The following is a 19,041-nucleotide window of genomic DNA, read 5'->3' as shown; positions in this document are numbered from 1 at the left end:
GCTAGCCCCTTAAATCCACAGCTTCTTGAGATCGCGGCCACCGTAGATCAGGTTGACCATGCCGCGCGTCACGATGATTGCAGTGAACATCGACGTCAGGATGCCGATCGACAGGGTCACCGCAAAGCCCTTGATCGGACCGGTTCCCATGGCGAACAGAATGCCGCCGACCAGCAAGGTGGTCAGGTTGCCGTCGAGAATCGCCGAGAATGCCCGGTCGAAGCCCTCGTGAATGGCCCGCTGAATCGACATGCCATTGGCGATCTCCTCCCGAATACGCGAGAAGATGAGCACGTTGGCATCCACCGCCATGCCCATGGTCAGCACGATACCGGCGATACCTGGCAGCGTCAGCGTGGCGTTGAGCATCGACATCAGCGCCGTGAGCACCACCATGTTGAACAGCAGCGCGATGGTGGCAAGCAGACCGAAGAACTTGTAGATCAGCACCATGAAAATGGCGACAAAGAGGAAGCCCCACATGGCGGCCTGCACACCCAGCTTGATGTTCTCGGCGCCGAGGCTCGGGCCGATGGTGCGTTCCTCGGCGAAGTACATCGGCGCCGCCAGACCGCCGGCACGCAGCAGCAGGGCAAGCTCGGACGATTCACCCTGGCCATCGAGACCGGTAATACGGAACTGACTGCCGAGCGGCGATTGGATCGTCGCCAGGCTGATGATCTTCTTCTCTTCCTGGAAGGTTTCAACCCGAACTTCCTGTTCGACACCGTCGACCATTTGCCGCACGTAGCGGGTCATCGGCCGCTGCTCGATGAAGATCACGGCCATGCTGCGCCCGACATTGCTGCGCGTGGCGCGATTCATCAGATCGCCGCCATGGCCGTCGAGACGAATGTTCACCTGCGGACGACCGTTTTCATCGTAACTGGCCTGAGCATCGGTTACCTGATCACCGGTGATGATCAGAGTGCGCTCAAGCTGCACGGGCGGGCGACCTTCTTCACGGAACTCGAACGTCTCGGTCGAAGCCCGTGAGGCATCAGGCTCAGCGGCGAGACGGAATTCCAGGTTCGCCGTCTTGCCAAGGATGCGCTTGGCCTCGGCCGTATCCTGCACACCCGGCAGCTCGACCACGATTCGGTTGGCGCCCTGGCGCTGCACCAGAGGCTCAGCCACACCAAGCTCATTGACACGGTTGCGCACGGTGGTCAGGTTTTGCTTGATCGAATATTCGCGGATTTCCGCCAGCTTGGCCTCGGTCAACGTCAACCGCAGCACCTGCTGGCCGTTACGCTCGCTGGACGCGAACTCGAAATCGGTGAAGTTCTTGCGAATCAGCGCCTGCGCGGCAGCGAGCGTCTCCTCGTCAGCGAAGCCCAGCTGCACGGCATTCTTCAGATTCGGCAGACTGCGGTAACGCACTCGCTCCTTGCGCAGCAAGCTCTTGACCTCGCCTTCCGAAACGTTCAGGCGCGTCTCAATCGCCTTCTCCATGTCGACTTCCAACAGGAAGTGCACACCACCAGAGAGGTCCAAACCAAGCTTCATCGGGCTCGCGCCAAGGTTGCGCAGCCACTCCGGCGTGGTCGGAGCAAGATTGAGCGCTACGACGTAAGCGTCGCCCAGAGCACGTCGAACGATATCCTTTGCAGGCAACTGGTCGTCCTGGCGCTCCAGACGCACGAGACCGCCGCGCCCCTGTTCATCGAGCGACGCCGACTTGACGGCGATACCGCCATCTTCGAGCGCCTTGCTGATGCGTTCGAGATCTGCCGAACCGATCTCCTGCGCCGTGCTGGCGCCAGTGACCTGGATCGCCGGGTCGTCCGGATAGAGGTTGGGTGCCGAGTAAACGAAGGCAATCGCGAGCACTGCCAGAATCAGCAGGTATTTCCAGAGAGGGAATCTATTGAGCATGACGCAGCCCGTTTAATGAACGAGGGGCGCCTTGCGCGCCCCGTCGATATTGAATGAAGTCAGCTCAGATGGCTTTCAGAGTGCCCTTGGGCAGGGTGGCGGCGATCGCCACCTTCTGGAACTTCAACTCAACGTTGTCGGAAACCTCGATCACCACGAAATCGTCAGCGACCTTGGTGACCTTTCCAGCGATACCGCCGGAGGTGACTACCTCATCGCCTTTCTGCAGCCCGGCGATCAGATTTTTGTGCTCCTTCGCACGCTTGGCCTGGGGACGCCAGATCATCAGATAGAAGATGACCAGAAAACCGACCAAGAATACCCACTCGAAACCGGTGCCGGCAGGACCTGCGGCAGCCTCCTGGGCATAGGCGGCGGGAATCAGAAAGCTCATGTACCACTCCTGTTGCAGAAAGGATTGTGTTGTTCTGGCACGTCACGCAAGCGGCGGCGTTGGCAGGCCGCGCTTGGCATAAAAGGCGTCGACAAAGGCCGCCAATGTACCCTGTTGAATGGCGTCGCGTAAACCAGCCATCACCCGCTGGTAATGCCGCAGGTTGTGGATGGTATTCAACATGCTACCCAGCATTTCGCCGCATTTATCCAGGTGATGCAGATAGGCGCGGGAGAAGTGTTTGCAGGTGTAACAATCGCAGCCCGGATCCAGCGGCGAATCGTCGTGCTTGTGCACTGCGTTGCGAATCTTGATAACGCCGGTGTCGGTGAACAGATGGCCGTTGCGCGCGTTACGCGTCGGCATCACGCAGTCGAACATGTCCACGCCGCGTCGCACACCCTCGACCAGATCCTCCGGTTTGCCCACGCCCATCAAATAGCGCGGCTTGTCGGCCGGCATCTGCGGCGGCAGGAAGTCCAGCACATGGATCATCTCTTCCTTCGGTTCGCCCACCGAGAGGCCGCCAATTGCCAGCCCGTCGAAGCCGATCTCGCAAAGCCCTTCCAGCGAACGCATGCGCAGCGACTCGTGCATGCCGCCCTGGACGATGCCAAACAGTGCCGACGGGCTGTCGCCATGAGCGACCTTGGAGCGCTTGGCCCAGCGCAGCGAAAGCTCCATCGAGCGGCGCGCGACGTCTTCGTCAGCCGGATAGGGCGTGCACTCATCGAAGATCATGACGATATCCGAGCCCAGGTCACGCTGGACCTGCATGGACTCTTCCGGCCCCATGAACACCTTGGCGCCATCGACCGGCGAGGCGAAGTAGACGCCCTCCTCCTTGATCTTGCGCATCGCCCCCAGACTGAACACCTGAAAACCACCGGAATCGGTAAGGATCGGCCCCTGCCACTGCATGAAGTCGTGCAGGTCGCCGTGGCGCTTGATCACCTCGGTGCCAGGTCGCAACCAGAGGTGAAAGGTGTTGCCCAAAATAATCTGCGCACCGATCGCTTCGATGTCCCGCGGCAGCATGCCCTTGACGGTACCGTAGGTGCCCACCGGCATGAAGGCCGGCGTTTCCACGGTTCCGCGAGGAAAGGTCAGGCGCCCCCGACGCGCCTTGCCATCGGTGGCGAGTAGCTCGAAAGACATGTGGCAGGTACGGCTCATCGGGTTTCCTCGGGACCGCGCGGTGCGGGGTTGCGGGTAATGAACATGGCGTCGCCATAGCTGAAGAAGCGGTAGCGCTGCGCCACGGCCTCGACATACGCCGCCATGGTTTCCGGATAACCAGCGAAGGCGGAAACCAGCATCAGCAGCGTCGATTCGGGCAGATGGAAATTGGTCACCAGCGCATCGACCACATGAAAGGTCTTGCCCGGGTAGATGAAGATATCAGTGTCGCCACTGAACGGCTTGAGCTCGCCGTCGCGTGCGGCCGTTTCCAGCGAGCGGACACTGGTGGTACCCACCGCGATCACCCGACCTCCGCGTGCGCGGCAGGCCGCTACCGCATCGACCACCTCCTGCGTCACCTCCAGCCACTCGTGATGCATATGGTGCTCTTCGATGCGCTCCACGCGCACCGGCTGGAAGGTGCCGGCCCCGACATGCAGGGTGACATAGGCAGTCTGGACCCCAGCATCGCGCAGCGCTCCCAGCAGGGCCTCATCGAAATGCAGCCCGGCGGTCGGAGCCGCCACGGCGCCGGCTCGCTGCGCGTAGACGGTCTGGTAGCGCTCGCGATCGGCGGCATCGTCCGGCCTGTCTATATAAGGAGGCAACGGCATGTGACCGATGCGCTCGAGCAGCGGCAACACGTCCTCATCGAAGGCGAGTTCGAACAGGGTATCGTGCCGCGCGACCATTTCAGCTGTGCCGCCACCGTCGAGCAGGATCTGAGAGCCGGGCTTGGGGGACTTGCTCGAGCGCACATGCGCCAGCACGCTGCGATTGCCGATCACGCGCTCGACCAGGATCTCCAGCTTGCCGCCGGTAGCCTTCTGGCCAAACAGCCGCGCCGGAATGACCCGCGTATTGTTGAAGACCATCAGATCACCGGGCCGCACGCAGTCCAGCAGGTCGGCAAAGTTGCGGTGCGACATCTGCCCGGACTCACCGTCGAGCACCAACAGCCGGCTCGCTCTGCGCTCGGCAAGTGGATGACGGGCAATCAGGGCGTCGGGGAGCTCGAAGTAGAAATCGGCGACTTGCATGGGCGGTTTCGGGGCGCGGAAAGGGCGCAGATATTAGCCGAAACACGTCGATCTGACCACGCCAAACGATTGACCACTCAGCCCGGCATCCCTATACTGCGCCGCCACTGTGCCTCGATGGCGGAATCGGTAGACGCAGCGGATTCAAAATCCGCCGTTGGTAACAACGTGAGAGTTCGAGTCTCTCTCGGGGCACCATCACAGTATCAAGCCAGTGTTCGGCGAACTCAGATCGATACGCACACGGGCAATTAACACCCAGTTCCACTGCCTTCTCGCTGACTGACTGACAATGCAGTCACCGTGGCCTTGACGATCCGCAGCAGCGGAGCAGCACGTCAAACCACCCTTCACAAGCGCCGAAATGGCGCCGCCTGGACAGGCAAATTCTATGGCTCCGAGGGGTTGGCATTCCCCGGCGAGTTATCGTAGAGTGTGCCCACTGTGTTTGCATGGGTCGCTGTTGAATCGTGACCTGGTGCAGTAGATCTTCAGATCCGCTACTCCGCTCGACTCTCTTACTCCTTGCAACCAGTTCCAGCCTCCTGTTTTTGCGGGAAGCAATTCTACTTTTGAGTTTCAAGGATACAAAGACATGTCGAATCGTCAGAACGGTACCGTCAAGTGGTTTAACGACGAGAAAGGTTTTGGTTTCATCACTCCCGAGAGCGGTCCGGATCTGTTCGTGCACTTCCGCGCGATCGAAGGCAACGGCTTCAAGAGCCTGAAAGAAGGCCAGAAAGTCAGCTTCATCGCCGTGCAAGGTCAAAAGGGCATGCAGGCCGACCAGGTTCAGATCCTGGGCTAAGCCTTCTCTCCGAAAAGCCCCTGATGGCAACATCAGGGGCTTTTTTATGCGCGCAATTCCGTAGAATGCCCCGCCTTCCACTTGATCGAGACACGCAATGCGCCGACATCTGCTGAGCCCGCAGGGCCAATTCCCCGCCGCCGGTCTGATGCGACGACTGGCAGCAATGTTCTATGACAGCCTGCTCTGCATCGCCCTGATGATGGTGGTGACCCTGTTCTATCAACAGGTGCTGCTGCGCCTGCTGTATGGCAGTGAACAGCTGAAGATGCTCGCCGAGGCCGGCCGCCTGGACATCGACCCCCTGCTTTCGACGCTACTGCTGTTCAGCCTGTTCGGCTTCTTCGCCAAGTTCTGGACCCACAACGGTCAGACACTGGGCATGCAGGTCTGGGGCATCCGTATCCAGAACAGCGACGGACGCGCCATCGATCTGTGGCAGGCGCTGCTGCGCTTCCTCATCGCGATCGTCTCGCTGCTGTGCCTGGGAATGGGTTATTGGTGGATGCTGATCGACAAGCAGAAGCGCACCTGGCACGACATCTACTCCGAGAGCCAGGCGGTGCAACTGCCGAAGAACATCCACAAGAAATAATCGCAGCGCCCGGCCATCTCTCACGCCCGGGCGCTTGCCCCTCAATCCATCGCGACCGCCATGCGCGACGGCATAGCCTCAGCCGGCGCGCCTCAGCAACCAGGCGCCGATCAGCGCACAGACACAGGCCGGCAACACCACCGCCAGCAGCGGCGAGAAACCGAACACCTGGCTCGCCGGCCCCAGCAGATCCTGAATGATGCGGAACACGAAGCCGACGACCACGCCGGTGAAGATCCGCTGCCCCAGCGTCACCGAACGCAGCGGTCCGAAGATGAAGGAAATCGCCAGCAGCACCAGCGCAACGGTGACCGCCGGCTGTAAAACCTTGGTCCAGAAAGCCAGCCAGTAACGGCTGTTGTTCAGCCCCTGCTCGCCCAGATAGTGGATATAGCGCCACAAGCCGGTGATCGACAGCGCCTCCGGCTCCATCACCACGGTGCCGAGCAGCTGCGGCGTCAGCTGGACGTCCCAGCGCTCCTCTGGCGCGCGCATGACTTCGGTGTGATCACCGCGGAAGTGGGTGATGGCGATGTTCTCGAGCCGCCAATGGTCGCCCTGGTAGCTGGCGCGGCGCGCGAAACTGGACGATAGCAGGCGACGCTCTTCGTCGAAGCGGTAACGCGTGACGCCCACCAGCACACCGCCGGGCTGCACCGCGTTGACGTGCACGAACTCGTTTTCCTGACGATGCCACAGCCCACGCTTGCTGCTCTGCGCCTCACCTGCCCCCTGCGCCAGGGACCGTCTGGCCTGGGCGATGTCTTCGCTCAGCGGCGCGACATACTCGCCGATGAGGATTCCGGCGACGAGCAGGACGAGCATTGGCTTCATCACCGATAACACGATGCGTCCCAGGGAAACCCCGGCGGCGCGCATGATGGTCAGCTCACTACTGCTGGCCAGCGTGCCGAGACCGATCAGGCAGCCGATCAGCGCCGCCATCGGCAGCATTTCGTACAGCCGGCGCGGCGAGGTCAGCAGGACGTATTGCAGAGCGTCACCCAGACCGTAGCTGCCCTGGACGTCACCCAGCTCGTCGATGAACGCGAACAGCAGCGCCAACCCAACGATGATGCCGAGCACCGTGAGGATGGCGAGAAAGACATGGATACCGATGTAGCGATCGAGCTTAACCACGAGCCACCTCCAGCTGCGCGTGGCGCTTCTTCATTCGCAGCCTGATCGGCTCCCAGAACAGCATCAGCAGGCCGATCGCCAGGAACAGCCCGTGCACCCACCACAAGCCCAGCGCCATGGGCAGGCGACCCTTGTCCAGCGCGCCGCGCACCGCGATCAGCAACGCGAGATAGGTCATGTACAACAGGATGGCCGGCAGTAGCTTGAGGAAGCGCCCCTGCCGCGGGTTGACCTTGGCCAGCGGCACGGCGAGCACGGTGACGACGAACACCAGCAGCGGCAATGACAGCCGCCATTGCAGCTCGGTTCTGTGCCTGATGTTGTCGCTGCCGAGCAACTCGTGGGTCGGCATGGCCTCGCGCTCGCTCAGCTCCATGCTCACCTCCGGCTTTGGCAGCAACACACCATAGGTGTCGTACTGGATCGCCCGGTAATCCGCCTGCCCCGGGTTACCGTCATAGCGGTAGCCATTTTCCAGGATCAGATAACGACTACCGTCCGGTTGAATTTCCTGACGCCCGCTTTCGGCAACGAGCACGGACAGCCCGCTTTCCTTGCCGGTCTGGCGTGAAACATTGGTCTCGGAAATGAACACCCCGCCCAGTTCGCTGCGGTCGGCCGACAGCTCACGGGTATAAGTCACGCGCGAACCGTCGCGCAGGGTCTGGAAACGCCCCGGAACGAGGGTGTCGAACTCGGTCAGCGAATCCTGCTGGCTGAGAATGCGCTCGACCTCGGCGATCCCCTGCGGCGCCAGGCCCAGACTCAGCCAACCGACCAGCGCGGCGACCAGCGCAGCCGGCGCCAAGCTGTAGACCAGCAGCCGGCGCTGGCTCATGCCGGTAGCCGAAAGCACGGTCATTTCGCTTTCCAGATAGAGGCGCCCGTAGGCCAGCAGGATGCCGAGGAACAGCCCCAGCGGCAGGATCAACTGCAGAAAGCCCGGCAGGCGGAAGCCCATGATCAGCAGCAGCACGCCCGGATCGAGCACCCCCTGCGCAGCCTGGGCCAGATACTTGATGAAGCGGCCGCTCATGATGATCACCAGCAGCACGGCACTGACCGCGCTCATGGTGATCAGCAGCTCTCGGGACAGGTAACGAAAGACGATCAAACCAGACACTCCAGGGTTGTCAGGCTCTGGCGGCAACGCTCAAACTAGCCGCCAGTTGCCGGCCCGCCGCAGCAGACCGTTGGAATTGATAATGGCGCGCAAGTCGCGTCGGCGCGATCACTGACAAGCTCAGGTGATTGCAACGTTTCTAGCCTAGCGCAGTCGCTTACAACGACCGAACAGGCGAACCACCGGAAAATAAGCCCGGCATTATCCTGCAAACCCGACTCTTTGTCTTGGGGACACCACGTCATGGAATTTGTTGTCAAAAGCGCCAAAGCCTCCACCCAGAAGACCGCCACCCTGATCCTGCCGCTCGGCGAGAACTGCCTGCTCGGCAGCGTCGCACAGAGCGTGGACAGCGCCAGCGCTGGCGCGCTCAGCACTGCGCTCAAGCGGGGCGACATCCAGGGCAAGTCGGGACAGACGCTGCTGCTGCACGGCCTGCCCGGCCTCAAGGCCGAGCGGGTGCTGCTGGTCGGCACCGGCAAGGCGGATGAACTCGACAGCCGCCAATGGCGCAAAGTGGTCAATGCAGCGCTGGCTGTCATCAAGAATCTGGGTGGTGGCGATGCCGCTTTCGCCATGCAGGACGTGCAGGTCAAGGGGCGCGACAGCTATGCCCGCACGCGCCTGCTGGTGGAGATCGTTGCCGACGGCCAGTACGTATTCGACCAATTCAAGAGCAAGAAGGCCGAACCGCGCGCACTGCAGAAGATCATCCTGCTCTGCGACAAGGCCGAACAGGCCGGTGTCGAGCGCGCCGCCCGCGAGGCCTCGGCGATCGCCACCGGCATGGCCTTCACCCGCGACCTGGGCAACCTGCCGCCGAACGTCTGCCACCCGACCTTCCTCGCCGATCAGGCCCGGCAGCTGAGCAAGGCCTACAAGGGTGTCAAGCTCGATGTGCTGGACGAGAAGAAACTGCGCGAACTCGGCGCCGGCGCGTTCCTCGCGGTATCACAGGGCAGCGACCAGCCGGGCTGCATCATCGTTCTGCAGTACAACGGCGGCAAGAAGGGCGATAAGCCCTACGCACTGGTCGGCAAGGGCATTACCTTCGACACCGGCGGCATCAGCCTCAAGCCGGGCCTGGGCATGGACGAGATGAAGTACGACATGGGCGGCGCCGCCAGCGTGCTCGGTACGCTCAAGGCCGTGCTCGAACTGCAGTTGCCGATCAATCTGGTCTGCCTGCTGGCCTGCGCCGAGAACATGCCCAGCGGCGGCGCGACTCGCCCGGGTGACATCGTCACCACCATGAGCGGCCAGACCGTTGAAATCCTCAACACCGATGCCGAAGGCCGACTGGTGCTGTGCGACACCCTGACCTACGCCGAGCGCTTCGAGCCGCGCGCCGTGGTCGACGTGGCCACCCTGACCGGCGCCTGCATCGTCGCGCTGGGCAGCAACACCTCGGGCCTGCTGGGCAACAACGACGAGCTCATCCAGCAGCTGCTGCAGGCAGGCGAGAGCGCCGCCGACCGCGCCTGGCAATTGCCGCTGTTCGACGAGTATCAGGAGCAGCTGGACAGCCCCTTCGCCGATATCGCCAATATCGGTGGACCCAAGGCCGGCACCATCACTGCCGCCTGCTTCCTCTCGCGCTTCACCAAGAAGTACCCCTGGGCCCACCTGGATATCGCCGGCACCGCCTGGACCAGTGGCGGCAAGGAAAAAGGCGCGACTGGCCGCCCCGTGCCCCTGCTGACCCAGTACCTGCTGGACCGGATCAACTGATGAGCCCGATCACCGCGCGCGACAGCGGCCGGCACGGCCCCGCGCTCGCCGGGCCGGCGGGCGCACGTCCATGACACGCATCGAGTTCTACGTACTGCCGGACGACAACCCGCTCGGGCGGCTGCGCGCCGCCTGCCAGCTGGCGGCCAAGGGCTGGCAGCATGGCCTGCAGGTGTTCGTCCGTTGCAGCGACGAAGAACAGTCGACCCGGCTCGACGAGCTGCTCTGGAGCTTTCGCGCGGAACGGTTCATCCCGCACGAGCCGTACGCCGAGGAGGTGCAGGCGCCAGTGGTCATCGGGCTCGAACAGGAACCACCGACCGCCCAGGGCCTGCTGATCAACCTGGCACCGACACTCTCGTCACATATCGACCGCTTCAGTCGGGTCATCGAGATCGTCAACCAGGAGCCGCAGCTGCTGACCGCCTGCCGGGAGAATTTTCGCCTGTATCGGCGCCAGGGCTATGATCCACAAAGGGTTGAGCTCTAGCCGCTCCAATTTAGATAGCAAGGGATACCCCCTGGCAAACAGCCGGGATGCACCAGCCCGGAACCACGCAGATGACACCGAAAGCCCCGAACAAACCCGCCGAACTGCTGAGCGATCTCGAATCCATTCGCGCGCTGCTCGGCGACGATTTCCCCGACACCGCCGCAACAGGCGCCCCCGTGGATCCCGATAGCATTCCGCTGCTCTCCGATATCGTAGAACCCGGACCGGCCATCGCAGCCACCACCCCCAGCGACGACGAGTCGCGGGAAACCAGCGTGCGCAGCGCCTTCCGCTCGCTGGCCGAGCGGCATATCGATCACGAGTTGCGCACCGCCGCGACCCTGATCCTGCAGGAAGTGATCGACGACTTCGTGCCGCAGATCGAAGCCGAGCTCAAGCGCCGCCTGGAAAGCCGGATCGACCGGCTGGTGCGTACACCCCCGCCCCGCCCCTGAGCCATCCCGCGCCAATGCAGAGTTAATCCGCACGGCCGCGAAATCTCGCGGCCGTTTGCCTTTATACTTGCCCGTTTTTCCGACCAGCCGTTTTAAGGGTCCCGCCGCATGGACAAGACCTACCAGCCGCACGCCATCGAGACTTCCTGGTACCAGACCTGGGAATCGAACAACTACTTCGCCCCGCAAGGCTCCGGCGAGCCCTACACCATCATGATTCCGCCGCCGAACGTCACCGGCAGCCTGCATATGGGCCATGGCTTCAACAACGCGATCATGGACGCGCTGATCCGCTGGCGCCGCATGCAAGGCCGCAACACCCTGTGGCAACCAGGCACCGACCATGCCGGTATCGCCACGCAGATGGTGGTCGAGCGCCAGCTGGCCGCGCAGGGCACCAGCCGTCACGACCTGGGACGCGAGAAGTTTCTCGAGAAGGTCTGGCAGTGGAAGGAAGAGTCCGGCGGCAACATTACCCGGCAGATCCGTCGCCTGGGCTCATCGGTGGACTGGTCGCGCGAGCGCTTCACCATGGACGACGGCCTCTCCGAGGCGGTCAAGGAAGCCTTCGTACGCCTGCACGAGGATGGCCTGATCTATCGCGGCAAGCGCCTGGTCAACTGGGATACCAAGCTGCACACCGCCATTTCCGACCTGGAAGTGGAAAACCACGACGAGAAGGGCCACCTCTGGCACCTGCGCTATCCGCTGGCCGATGGCTGCAAGACCGCCGATGGCCTGGACTACCTGGTGGTCGCCACTACCCGTCCGGAAACCATGCTCGGTGACGCCGCCATCGCAGTGCACCCGGAGGACGAGCGCTACAAGAGCCTGATCGGCCGCCACGTCATGCTGCCGCTGGTCAATCGCCTGATTCCCATCGTGGCCGACGATTACGTCGATCTCGAGTTCGGTACCGGCTGCGTGAAGATCACCCCGGCGCATGACTTCAACGACTACGAAGTCGGCAAGCGCCACCACCTGCCGCTGATCAACATCTTCGACCAGAATGCCTGCATCCTGGCCCGTGCCCAGGTGTTCAACCTCGACGGTTCGGTGAACGACAAGATCGACGGCAGCCTGCCGGACGGCTACGCGCACATGGATCGCTTCGATGCGCGCAAGGCCATCGTCGCCGAGTTCGACGCCATGAGCCTGCTGGAAAAGATCGACGACCACGCGCTGAAAGTGCCACGCGGCGACCGCTCGGGCACCATCATCGAACCCTGGCTGACCGACCAGTGGTACGTTTCTACCAAGCCGCTGGCCGAGAAGGCCATCGCCGCCGTGGAAAGTGGCGAGATCCAGTTCGTGCCCAAGCAGTACGAAAACATGTACTTCAGCTGGATGCGCGACATCCAGGACTGGTGCATCAGCCGCCAGCTCTGGTGGGGCCACCGCATCCCGGCCTGGTACGACGAAGCCGGCAACGTCTACGTCGGTCGCGACGAAGTGGAGGTGCGCAGCAAGTACAACCTCTGCAACAACGTCGAACTGCGGCAGGACGAGGATGTGCTGGACACCTGGTTCAGCTCCGGCCTGTGGACCTTCTCCACCCTCGGCTGGCCGCAGCAGACCGAGTTCCTCAAGACCTTCCACCCCACCGACGTGCTGGTCACCGGCTTCGACATCATCTTCTTCTGGGTCGCCCGGATGATCATGCTGTCCACCCACCTGACCGGGCAGATTCCGTTCAAGACCGTCTACGTGCACGGCCTGGTCCGCGATGGTCAGGGGCAGAAGATGTCCAAGTCCAAGGGCAACGTGTTCGACCCGCTGGACATCGTCGACGGCATCACCCTCGACGAGCTGCTGACCAAGCGCACCAGCGGCATGATGCAGCCCAAGCTGGCCGAGAAGATCGCCAAGCAGACCCGCGCCGAGTTCCCCGAAGGCATCGCCAGCTACGGCACCGATGCCCTGCGCTTCACATTCTGCTCGCTGGCTTCCACCGGTCGCGATATCAAGTTCGACATGGGTCGCGTCGAGGGTTACCGCAACTTCTGCAACAAGATCTGGAACGCGGCCAACTTCGTCTTCGAGAACACCGAAGGCAAGGACACCGGCGCCAACGACGAACCGGTGGAATTGTCCTCGGTGGACCGCTGGATCATCTCCGCGCTGCAGCGCACCGAGGCCGAAGTGACCCGCCAGCTGGAGGCCTTCCGCTTCGACCTGGCCGCGCAGGCACTCTACGAGTTCATCTGGGACGAGTACTGCGCCTGGTACCTGGAGCTGGTCAAACCGCTGCTGTGGGACGAGACCGCCAGCGCCGAACGCCAGCGCGGCACCCGCCGCACCTTGGTGCGCGTTCTGGAAACGGCGCTGCGCCTGGCCCATCCGTTCATGCCGTTCATCACCGAGGAAATCTGGCAGCGCGTCGCGCCGCTGGCCGGCAAGTCCGGCCCAACGCTGATGCTGCAGCCCTGGCCGGAGTTCAACCCGGAGCGCATCGACGAAGCCGCCGAAGGCGATATCGAGTGGGTCAAGGCCTTCATGCTGGGCATTCGGCAGATCCGCGGCGAGATGAACATCTCCATGGCCAAGCGTATCGACGTGGTGCTCGGCAACGCTTCGGCTAGCGACCAGCGCCGCCTGGCGGACAACGAGCCGCTGCTGAAGAAACTGGCCAAGCTGGAAAGCGTGCGCCTGCTCGGCGACGGTGAAGAAGCACCGCTATCGGCCATTGCGCTGGTGGGTGACATGCAGGTGCTCGTGCCGATGGCCGGGCTGATCGACAAGGATGCCGAGCTGGCGCGTCTGGACAAGGAGATCGCGCGACTGGACGGTGAGGTCAAGCGCGTCGGCGGAAAGCTGTCCAACGCCGGCTTCGTCGACAAGGCGCCGGCCGAGGTGATCGACAAGGAGCGCGCCAAGCTGGCCGAGGCCGAACAGGCCAAGGCCAGGCTGCTGGAGCAGCGCCAGCGGATCGCCTCGCTCTGATCCGCGAAGCGGCAAAAATGAAAAGGCCAGCCCGAAAGGTGCTGGCCTTTTTGCTTAAGGAGGTCATCTTGATTAATGACAAGTTATTACCGGCAAGGCTGTTACACTATGTCGCACACGAAACACCCTTTACAAACTGGCAGGCCGTTAAAGCCCAGACGATCAGCTCGACAACATGAAATGAGCCCTCAGCAGCGAGGCGTGATGCCTGATGCATTCCGCTGACGCGCGACCGTTTTCCCGTGGCAGGCGACTGCCTCACCTTCGCGGTTCCCGACTTGTTTCACCAGTGACAGCCAATCGTGCCCCTGCCAGCCGCCGAGGCTGCGTCGCCACGTCCGCATGCCCGGCAAGGTTCCTTAAGATGGAGTCCCTCCGATGTATGCACTCATGGCTGTCGTGTTCGTCATAGGCTATCTATGCATAGCCTTTGAACATCCACTGAAAATAGACAAGGCCGCCGCGGCGATCCTTACCGCCGTGCTCACCTGGACCATTCTGGTACTGGGCGCCGACCACATCCTGCCGCTGCTGCAGCATGGCAGCCATGACCCGGCCGACTCGTCGGCGGTGGTGGTGGAGGCGCTGCGTCACCACCTGGGCGAAGTCTCGGAGATCCTCTTCTTCCTCCTCGGGGCGATGACCATCGTCGAGCTGATCGACTCCCACGAAGGCTTCAAGGCCATCACCGACCGCATCCAGACCCGCAAGCGCGTACACCTGCTGTGGATCGTCGGTTTCCTCACCTTCTTCCTCTCCGCGGCGCTGGACAACCTGACCACCACCATTGTCATGGTCTCGCTGCTGCGCAAGCTGATCCGCGGCCGCCCTGAGCGCTGGCTGTTCGTCGGCGTGGTGGTGATCGCTGCCAACGCTGGCGGCGCCTGGTCACCGATCGGCGACGTGACCACCACCATGCTCTGGATCGGCAGCCAGATCACCGCCTCGGGCGTGATCAGCGGACTGTTCCTGCCGAGCCTGGTGTGCCTGCTGGTGCCACTGATCATCCTCAGCTTCACCCTGCGCGGCGAAGCGCCACGGCCGCGGCCGCGTGCCCACCTGGCCGAGAAGCATCCGCCGACCACTACGGTCTTTGAGCGCAACCTGGTGCTGGGCCTCGGCCTCGCCGCCCTGCTGTTCGTGCCGGTGTTCAAGACCGTGACCCACCTGCCGCCGTACATGGGCATTCTCTTCGGTCTCGGCGTGCTCTGGGTGACTACCGAATTCATCCACCGCAACAAGAACGCCGAGGACAAGCACCCGCTCTCGGTGGTCGGCGTACTGCGCAAGGTCGACACGCCCAGCGTGCTGTTCTTCCTCGGCATCCTGCTGGCGGTTTCCAGCCTCGCCACCGCCGGCCACCTGAACCAGGTCGCCACCGCGCTGCGCGAGTCGCTGGGCCATATCTATGCGATCAACTACGCCATCGGCCTGCTCTCGGCCGTGGTCGATAACGTGCCGCTGGTGGCTGGTGCGATGAAGATGTACCCGCTGGTCAGCGAGAAGATGTTGGCGGCAACCGCTGCAGAAGAACTCGGCTGGATGTCGCAGTTCGTCGTCGACGGCAACTTCTGGGAAATGCTGGCCTACTGCGCCGGCACCGGCGGCAGCACGCTGATCATCGGCTCGGCCGCGGGTGTCGCCGCGATGGGCATGGAGAAGATCAGCTTCACCTGGTACATCAAGCACGTCAGCCTGCTGGCCTTCCTCGGTTACACTGCGGGCGCCGCGACCTACATCGGCATGCTCGCCCTGCGCTGAACGTAGCGAGCCCGGCCAGGTCGCTGTCCCCACAGACGACCTGGCCAGGGACCTTCCATGACCGTCAGCAAGACCAAAACCAGCTTCTACCGTCGACTCTACGTCGCCTGGCTGATCGACAGCGGCACCGCCTGCAGCGTCCCGGCGTTGATGGAAGCCACCGGTATGCCGCGCCGCACCGCCCAGGACACCCTGGCCGCCCTGGCCGACCTGGATATCGACTGCGTCTTCGTCCAGGACGACGGCGAACGCCACAACGCCGGGCACTATGTGATCCGCAGCTGGGGCGCCATCGACAAGGGCTGGATCGAACGCCAGCTGCCGCAGATCAAAGCCATCCTCGATTACCCCTGATTGCCATGAACGGCGATCTGCTTCTGGTCCTCGCCCTGCTGGCCGGCTGCGTCGGCCTGTTCGTGCTGAACAGGCCGCGCATGGACGTGGTCGCGCTGCTGGCCATGGTCGCCCTGCCCCTGACCGGCGTGCTCAGCGTGCAGGAGGCATTGGCCGGCTTCAGCGATCCGAGCGTGGTGCTGATCGCCGCACTGTTCGTCATCGGCGACGGCCTGGTACGCACCGGCATCGCCTACCGCCTGGGCGACTGGCTGATGCGCGCCGCGGGCAGCAGCGAAACGCGCCTGCTGGTGCTGCTGATGCTGGCGGTCGCCGGGCTCGGCTCGGTGATGAGTTCCACCGGTGTGGTGGCCATCTTCATTCCCGTGGTACTGGGTATCGCCAACCGCATGAAGGTCTCGCCGCGGCGCCTGCTGATGCCGCTGGCCTTTGCCGGCCTCATCAGCGGCATGCTGACCCTGGTGGCGACGCCGCCGAACCTGGTGGTCAACAGCGAACTGCGCCGCGCCGGGCTCGACGGCTTCGCCTTCTTCGATTTCACGCCCATCGGCCTGGCGATCCTGCTGCTCGGGATTGGCTACATGCTGCTGGCACGTCGCTGGCTCGGCTCCGACAAGCACGGCCCCGCCCTGGAGCCGCGACACACCCTGGCCGATCTCGCGCGAGATTACCGGCTCGACGAGCGCGAGCGACGCCTGCGCGTGCTGCCCGGCTCGATCCTGGCCAATCAGGCACTGGACGCCCTGCGGCTGCGCAGCGAGTACGGTATCAACGTGATCGCGGTTGAGCGCCACGAACGTTTGCGCAACCTGCTGCTGATCGCCACCGGCAATACCGAACTGTTCGTCGGCGACGTCTTGCTGGTGGACCTGGCCAGCCCGGCCATCGGCCTGCTTGGTGCCTACCGCGAACTCGGTCTCGAGCCGCTGCAGCTGAGCACCTCCTACTATGCCGACCACGCCCGCGAGCTGGGCCTGGCGGAAGTGGCGCTGCCACCGGACTCGCGCCTGCCGGGCAAGACCATCCAGCAGCTGGGTTTTCGCAGCCGGCACAAGCTCAACGTCGTCGGGCTGCGGCGCAATCGAGAGGCGCTGCAGGGGCTGCTGGTGGACGAGAAGCTCAAGCCGGCCGACACCCTGCTGGTTGCCGGCAGCTGGAAGCACATCCACCGCTTGCAGGGTCTGAGCCGCGACTTCCTGGTGCTGAGCCTGCCGGCGGAGGTGGACGACGTGGCGCCCGCAGCCAACCAGGCGCCATTCGCCCTGCTCGGCCTGGCGCTGATGGTCGCACTGATGGTCAGCGGCCTGGTGCCCAACGTGCTGGCGGCGCTGATCGGCTGTCTGGTCATGGGCCTGTTCCGCTGCATCGACATGGACAGCGCCTACAAGGCGATCCACTGGCAGAGCCTGGTGCTGATCGTCGGCATGCTGCCGTTCGCCCTCGCGCTGCAGAAGACCGGCGGCATCGCCCTCGCCACCTCGGGGCTGGTCGGTCTGCTCGGCGATGCCGGGCCGCACGCGCTGCTCGCCTGCCTGTTCCTGCTCACCGCACTGATCGGCCTGTTCATCTCCAACACCGCCACCGCCGTGCTGATGGCGCCGGTGGCGCTGGCCACCGCCGAACAGCTGGGTGCCTCGCCCTACCCGTTTGCCATGATCGTCGCGCTCGCCGCCTCGGCCGCCTTCATGACGCCGATCTCCTCGCCAGTGAACACCCTGGTGCTCGGCCCGGGGCAGTACCGTTTCGGCGACTTCGTGCGCATCGGCGTGCCCTTCACCGTGCTGGTGATGATCGTCGCAGTGCTGCTGGTACCGCTGGTGTTTCCGCTCTGAGGGCGGCATCGCGCAGGGCACCGTGACGCTCAAAGTGGCATGGCGGGCAAGCGGCACAGCCGTTAAGCTCGGGGCCTCATTCGAAAAAGAACAACTCCATGCCTCAACGCGTCGCGCTGTTTCCGGTCCTGCTGGCCGGTGCCATTCTCTTGCTGGTCGTCCACGGCCTCGGCCGCTTCGTATACACCCCGCTGCTGCCCTGGCTGGTGGAAGACGGCCTGCTGAGCGTGCAGGAAGGCGCCAGCATCGCCAGCTGGAACTACCTCGGTTACCTGATCGGCGCGCTGCTCGCGGTGCGCTGGCACCGCGTCGCGCAGATCCGCCGCAGCCTGCCCTGGGCACTGGCGTTGCACGTGCTCAGCAGCCTGCTGCAGACCCAGGCCGAATCCGCCGATGCCCTCGCCGCGTTGCGCCTGGCCAACGGCATCAGCAATGGCCTGGTGTTCGTCCAGGCGCCCTCGCTGATCCTCGAGTGGCTGGCGCGCCAGCAACGCGTGTCGGCCAGCGGGCTGGTCTACCTCGGGGTTTGCGTCGGCCTGATCCTGTCCAGCCTGCTGGTCAGCCTGAGCGACGGCTACCTGCTGGGCGCCGATCGCTGGTGGCCGGCGGCGCTGCTGTCGATACCGCTGGCCTGGTGGGGCTGGCGCCAGCTGTCGCGGCTGGACCTGCCAACCGAGCAGGCACCCGCCCCGTCCGCGACGGCGCCGAGTGGCAAGCTGCTCGACCGCGCCAGCACGCCGCTGTTTCTTTCCTACGCCGGCGCCGGGATGGGCTACATCCTGCCGATGACCTTTCTGCCCATGGTGGCGCGCCTGCAGGTGGAGCCCGGCGACTTTCTCATCGGCGGCAGCTGGCTGGTGGTGGCGCTGGCAACCCTGCCCTCGCCCTGGCTGTGGAACCGTCTGGGTGTGCGCCTGGGCGACGACATCGCCCTGCGCCTGAGCTATCTGACCCAGCTGCTCGGCGTGCTGGCCGCGCTGCTGTTGCCGGGTGCCGTCGGCATCCTGCTGTGTGCGGTGCTGGTCGGCGGTACCTTCCTCGGCACCGTACTGCTGACCCAGCGCCTGGCCCGCGCGCTGCAGCCGCATCAGGGCCCGCGCCTGTCGGCGGCACTGATCGCGCTGTACGGCCTGACCCAGCTCGCCGCGCCCTGGCTGACCAGCATCTGGATGGGCATGGGCGGCAGCCTGCACAGCGCCTTCTGGCTTGGCGCCGGCGCGCTACTCTGGGGGCTGCTGTGGATGCTGATGGTGCCGCGCCGGCACTAGCCAGCCGAGGCGGTTGTGGGACAATGCGCGCCCAGCCGCCAACC

16 protein-coding genes and 1 tRNA gene are annotated in these 19,041 nt (G+C 63.8%); 11 read left to right on the top strand and 6 right to left on the bottom strand.

The genetic code is table 11. The features are described from left to right. Nucleotides 1-9: 9 nt before the first annotated feature. From secD to queA, 4 genes are all read right to left on the bottom strand, one after another. Nucleotides 10-1,878 (bottom strand): protein translocase subunit SecD, encoded by a 1,869-nt coding sequence (gene secD, locus HZR81_RS06370; protein WP_133456398.1) that lies wholly within the window; start codon nt 1,876-1,878, stop codon nt 10-12. 64 nt (nt 1,879-1,942) lie between these two features. Continuing rightward, complete coding sequence (yajC, locus tag HZR81_RS06365; protein WP_014597404.1) at nt 1,943-2,272, bottom strand: preprotein translocase subunit YajC; 330 nt, start codon at nt 2,270-2,272, stop codon at nt 1,943-1,945. 42 nt (nt 2,273-2,314) lie between these two features. Continuing rightward, a complete protein-coding gene (gene tgt, locus HZR81_RS06360) occupies nt 2,315-3,430 on the bottom strand; it encodes a tRNA guanosine(34) transglycosylase Tgt (RefSeq protein WP_500127660.1) in 1,116 nt (371 codons plus the stop codon). A gap of 14 nt (nt 3,431-3,444) precedes the next feature. After that, nucleotides 3,445-4,494, bottom strand: coding sequence for a tRNA preQ1(34) S-adenosylmethionine ribosyltransferase-isomerase QueA (queA, locus tag HZR81_RS06355; RefSeq protein WP_500127625.1), 1,050 nt, complete (start codon nt 4,492-4,494; stop codon nt 3,445-3,447). Between the two features lie 111 nt (nt 4,495-4,605). Here queA and HZR81_RS06350 point away from each other — a divergent pair. The 3 genes from HZR81_RS06350 (at nt 4,606) to HZR81_RS06340 (ending at nt 5,897) form a co-directional block, all read left to right on the top strand. Continuing rightward, a tRNA-Leu gene (locus HZR81_RS06350) sits at nt 4,606-4,692 on the top strand. A 397-nt stretch (nt 4,693-5,089) separates the two neighbouring features. Beyond that, the gene (locus tag HZR81_RS06345) at nt 5,090-5,302 is read left to right on the top strand and encodes a cold-shock protein (RefSeq protein WP_003246255.1); all 213 of its coding nucleotides are present in this window, start codon (nt 5,090-5,092) and stop codon (nt 5,300-5,302) included. A gap of 97 nt (nt 5,303-5,399) precedes the next feature. Beyond that, nucleotides 5,400-5,897, top strand: a complete 498-nt coding sequence (locus tag HZR81_RS06340) for an RDD family protein (protein ID WP_011914148.1) — start codon at nt 5,400-5,402, stop codon at nt 5,895-5,897. A 78-nt stretch (nt 5,898-5,975) separates the two neighbouring features. Here the strand turns inward: HZR81_RS06340 and lptG are convergent, their stop codons facing one another. Beyond that, nucleotides 5,976-7,037, bottom strand: a complete 1,062-nt coding sequence (lptG, locus tag HZR81_RS06335) for an LPS export ABC transporter permease LptG (protein WP_500127624.1) — start codon at nt 7,035-7,037, stop codon at nt 5,976-5,978. Continuing rightward, nucleotides 7,030-8,151: an LPS export ABC transporter permease LptF gene (gene lptF, locus HZR81_RS06330; protein WP_133456396.1), complete on the bottom strand. Its 1,122-nt coding sequence runs from the start codon at nt 8,149-8,151 to the stop codon at nt 7,030-7,032. Before lptF ends, lptG begins: the two co-directional genes overlap by 8 nt. 252 nt (nt 8,152-8,403) lie before the next feature. Here lptF and HZR81_RS06325 point away from each other — a divergent pair, with 252 nt between their 5' ends. The 8 genes from HZR81_RS06325 (at nt 8,404) to HZR81_RS06290 (ending at nt 18,997) form a co-directional block, all read left to right on the top strand. Further along, entirely contained in the window at nt 8,404-9,891 is a 1,488-nt protein-coding gene (locus HZR81_RS06325; RefSeq protein WP_500127623.1) for a leucyl aminopeptidase, read from the top strand. A gap of 70 nt (nt 9,892-9,961) precedes the next feature. After that, on the top strand, nt 9,962-10,381 hold the full coding sequence (locus HZR81_RS06320; RefSeq protein WP_500127622.1) for a DNA polymerase III subunit chi: 420 nt from the start codon (nt 9,962-9,964) through the stop codon (nt 10,379-10,381). Nucleotides 10,382-10,452: 71 nt separating this feature from the next. Next, complete coding sequence (locus HZR81_RS06315; RefSeq protein WP_500127621.1) at nt 10,453-10,839, top strand: DNA polymerase III subunit chi; 387 nt, start codon at nt 10,453-10,455, stop codon at nt 10,837-10,839. A 108-nt stretch (nt 10,840-10,947) separates the two neighbouring features. Further along, nucleotides 10,948-13,782, top strand: a complete 2,835-nt coding sequence (locus HZR81_RS06310) for a valine--tRNA ligase (protein WP_500127620.1) — start codon at nt 10,948-10,950, stop codon at nt 13,780-13,782. 378 nt (nt 13,783-14,160) lie between these two features. After that, nucleotides 14,161-15,543: a sodium:proton antiporter NhaD gene (nhaD, locus tag HZR81_RS06305; protein WP_500127619.1), complete on the top strand. Its 1,383-nt coding sequence runs from the start codon at nt 14,161-14,163 to the stop codon at nt 15,541-15,543. A 57-nt stretch (nt 15,544-15,600) separates the two neighbouring features. Continuing rightward, complete coding sequence (locus HZR81_RS06300; RefSeq protein ID WP_500127618.1) at nt 15,601-15,897, top strand: winged helix-turn-helix domain-containing protein; 297 nt, start codon at nt 15,601-15,603, stop codon at nt 15,895-15,897. A gap of 5 nt (nt 15,898-15,902) precedes the next feature. Further along, nucleotides 15,903-17,729: an SLC13 family permease gene (locus HZR81_RS06295; RefSeq protein ID WP_500127617.1), complete on the top strand. Its 1,827-nt coding sequence runs from the start codon at nt 15,903-15,905 to the stop codon at nt 17,727-17,729. Nucleotides 17,730-17,827: 98 nt separating this feature from the next. After that, complete coding sequence (locus HZR81_RS06290; protein ID WP_125460428.1) at nt 17,828-18,997, top strand: YbfB/YjiJ family MFS transporter; 1,170 nt, start codon at nt 17,828-17,830, stop codon at nt 18,995-18,997. The last annotated feature ends 44 nt before the right edge of the window (nt 18,998-19,041 follow it).

It is taken from the genome of Pseudomonas sp. LM13 (genome assembly GCF_041381355.1).
Lineage (GTDB): Bacteria > Pseudomonadota > Gammaproteobacteria > Pseudomonadales > Pseudomonadaceae > Stutzerimonas > Stutzerimonas frequens.
Note: the sequence above shows the minus strand (reverse complement) of the source record. Positions and strands in the feature narration are given on the sequence as shown.

Bases quoted from the DNA above. Each gene is read 5' to 3' on its own strand.
- secD (WP_133456398.1), bottom strand. From the start codon at position 1,878: ATGCTCAATAGATTCCCTCTCTGGAAATACCTGCTGATTCTGGCAGTG.
- yajC (WP_014597404.1), bottom strand. From the start codon at position 2,272: ATGAGCTTTCTGATTCCCGCCGCCTATGCCCAGGAGGCTGCCGCAGGT.
- tgt (WP_500127660.1), bottom strand. From the start codon at position 3,430: ATGTCTTTCGAGCTACTCGCCACCGATGGCAAGGCGCGTCGGGGGCGC.
- queA (WP_500127625.1), bottom strand. From the start codon at position 4,494: ATGCAAGTCGCCGATTTCTACTTCGAGCTCCCCGACGCCCTGATTGCC.
- HZR81_RS06345 (WP_003246255.1), top strand. From the start codon at position 5,090: ATGTCGAATCGTCAGAACGGTACCGTCAAGTGGTTTAACGACGAGAAA.
- HZR81_RS06340 (WP_011914148.1), top strand. From the start codon at position 5,400: ATGCGCCGACATCTGCTGAGCCCGCAGGGCCAATTCCCCGCCGCCGGT.
- HZR81_RS06325 (WP_500127623.1), top strand. From the start codon at position 8,404: ATGGAATTTGTTGTCAAAAGCGCCAAAGCCTCCACCCAGAAGACCGCC.
- HZR81_RS06320 (WP_500127622.1), top strand. From the start codon at position 9,962: ATGACACGCATCGAGTTCTACGTACTGCCGGACGACAACCCGCTCGGG.
- HZR81_RS06315 (WP_500127621.1), top strand. From the start codon at position 10,453: ATGACACCGAAAGCCCCGAACAAACCCGCCGAACTGCTGAGCGATCTC.
- HZR81_RS06310 (WP_500127620.1), top strand. From the start codon at position 10,948: ATGGACAAGACCTACCAGCCGCACGCCATCGAGACTTCCTGGTACCAG.
- nhaD (WP_500127619.1), top strand. From the start codon at position 14,161: ATGTATGCACTCATGGCTGTCGTGTTCGTCATAGGCTATCTATGCATA.
- HZR81_RS06300 (WP_500127618.1), top strand. From the start codon at position 15,601: ATGACCGTCAGCAAGACCAAAACCAGCTTCTACCGTCGACTCTACGTC.
- HZR81_RS06295 (WP_500127617.1), top strand. From the start codon at position 15,903: ATGAACGGCGATCTGCTTCTGGTCCTCGCCCTGCTGGCCGGCTGCGTC.
- HZR81_RS06290 (WP_125460428.1), top strand. From the start codon at position 17,828: ATGCCTCAACGCGTCGCGCTGTTTCCGGTCCTGCTGGCCGGTGCCATT.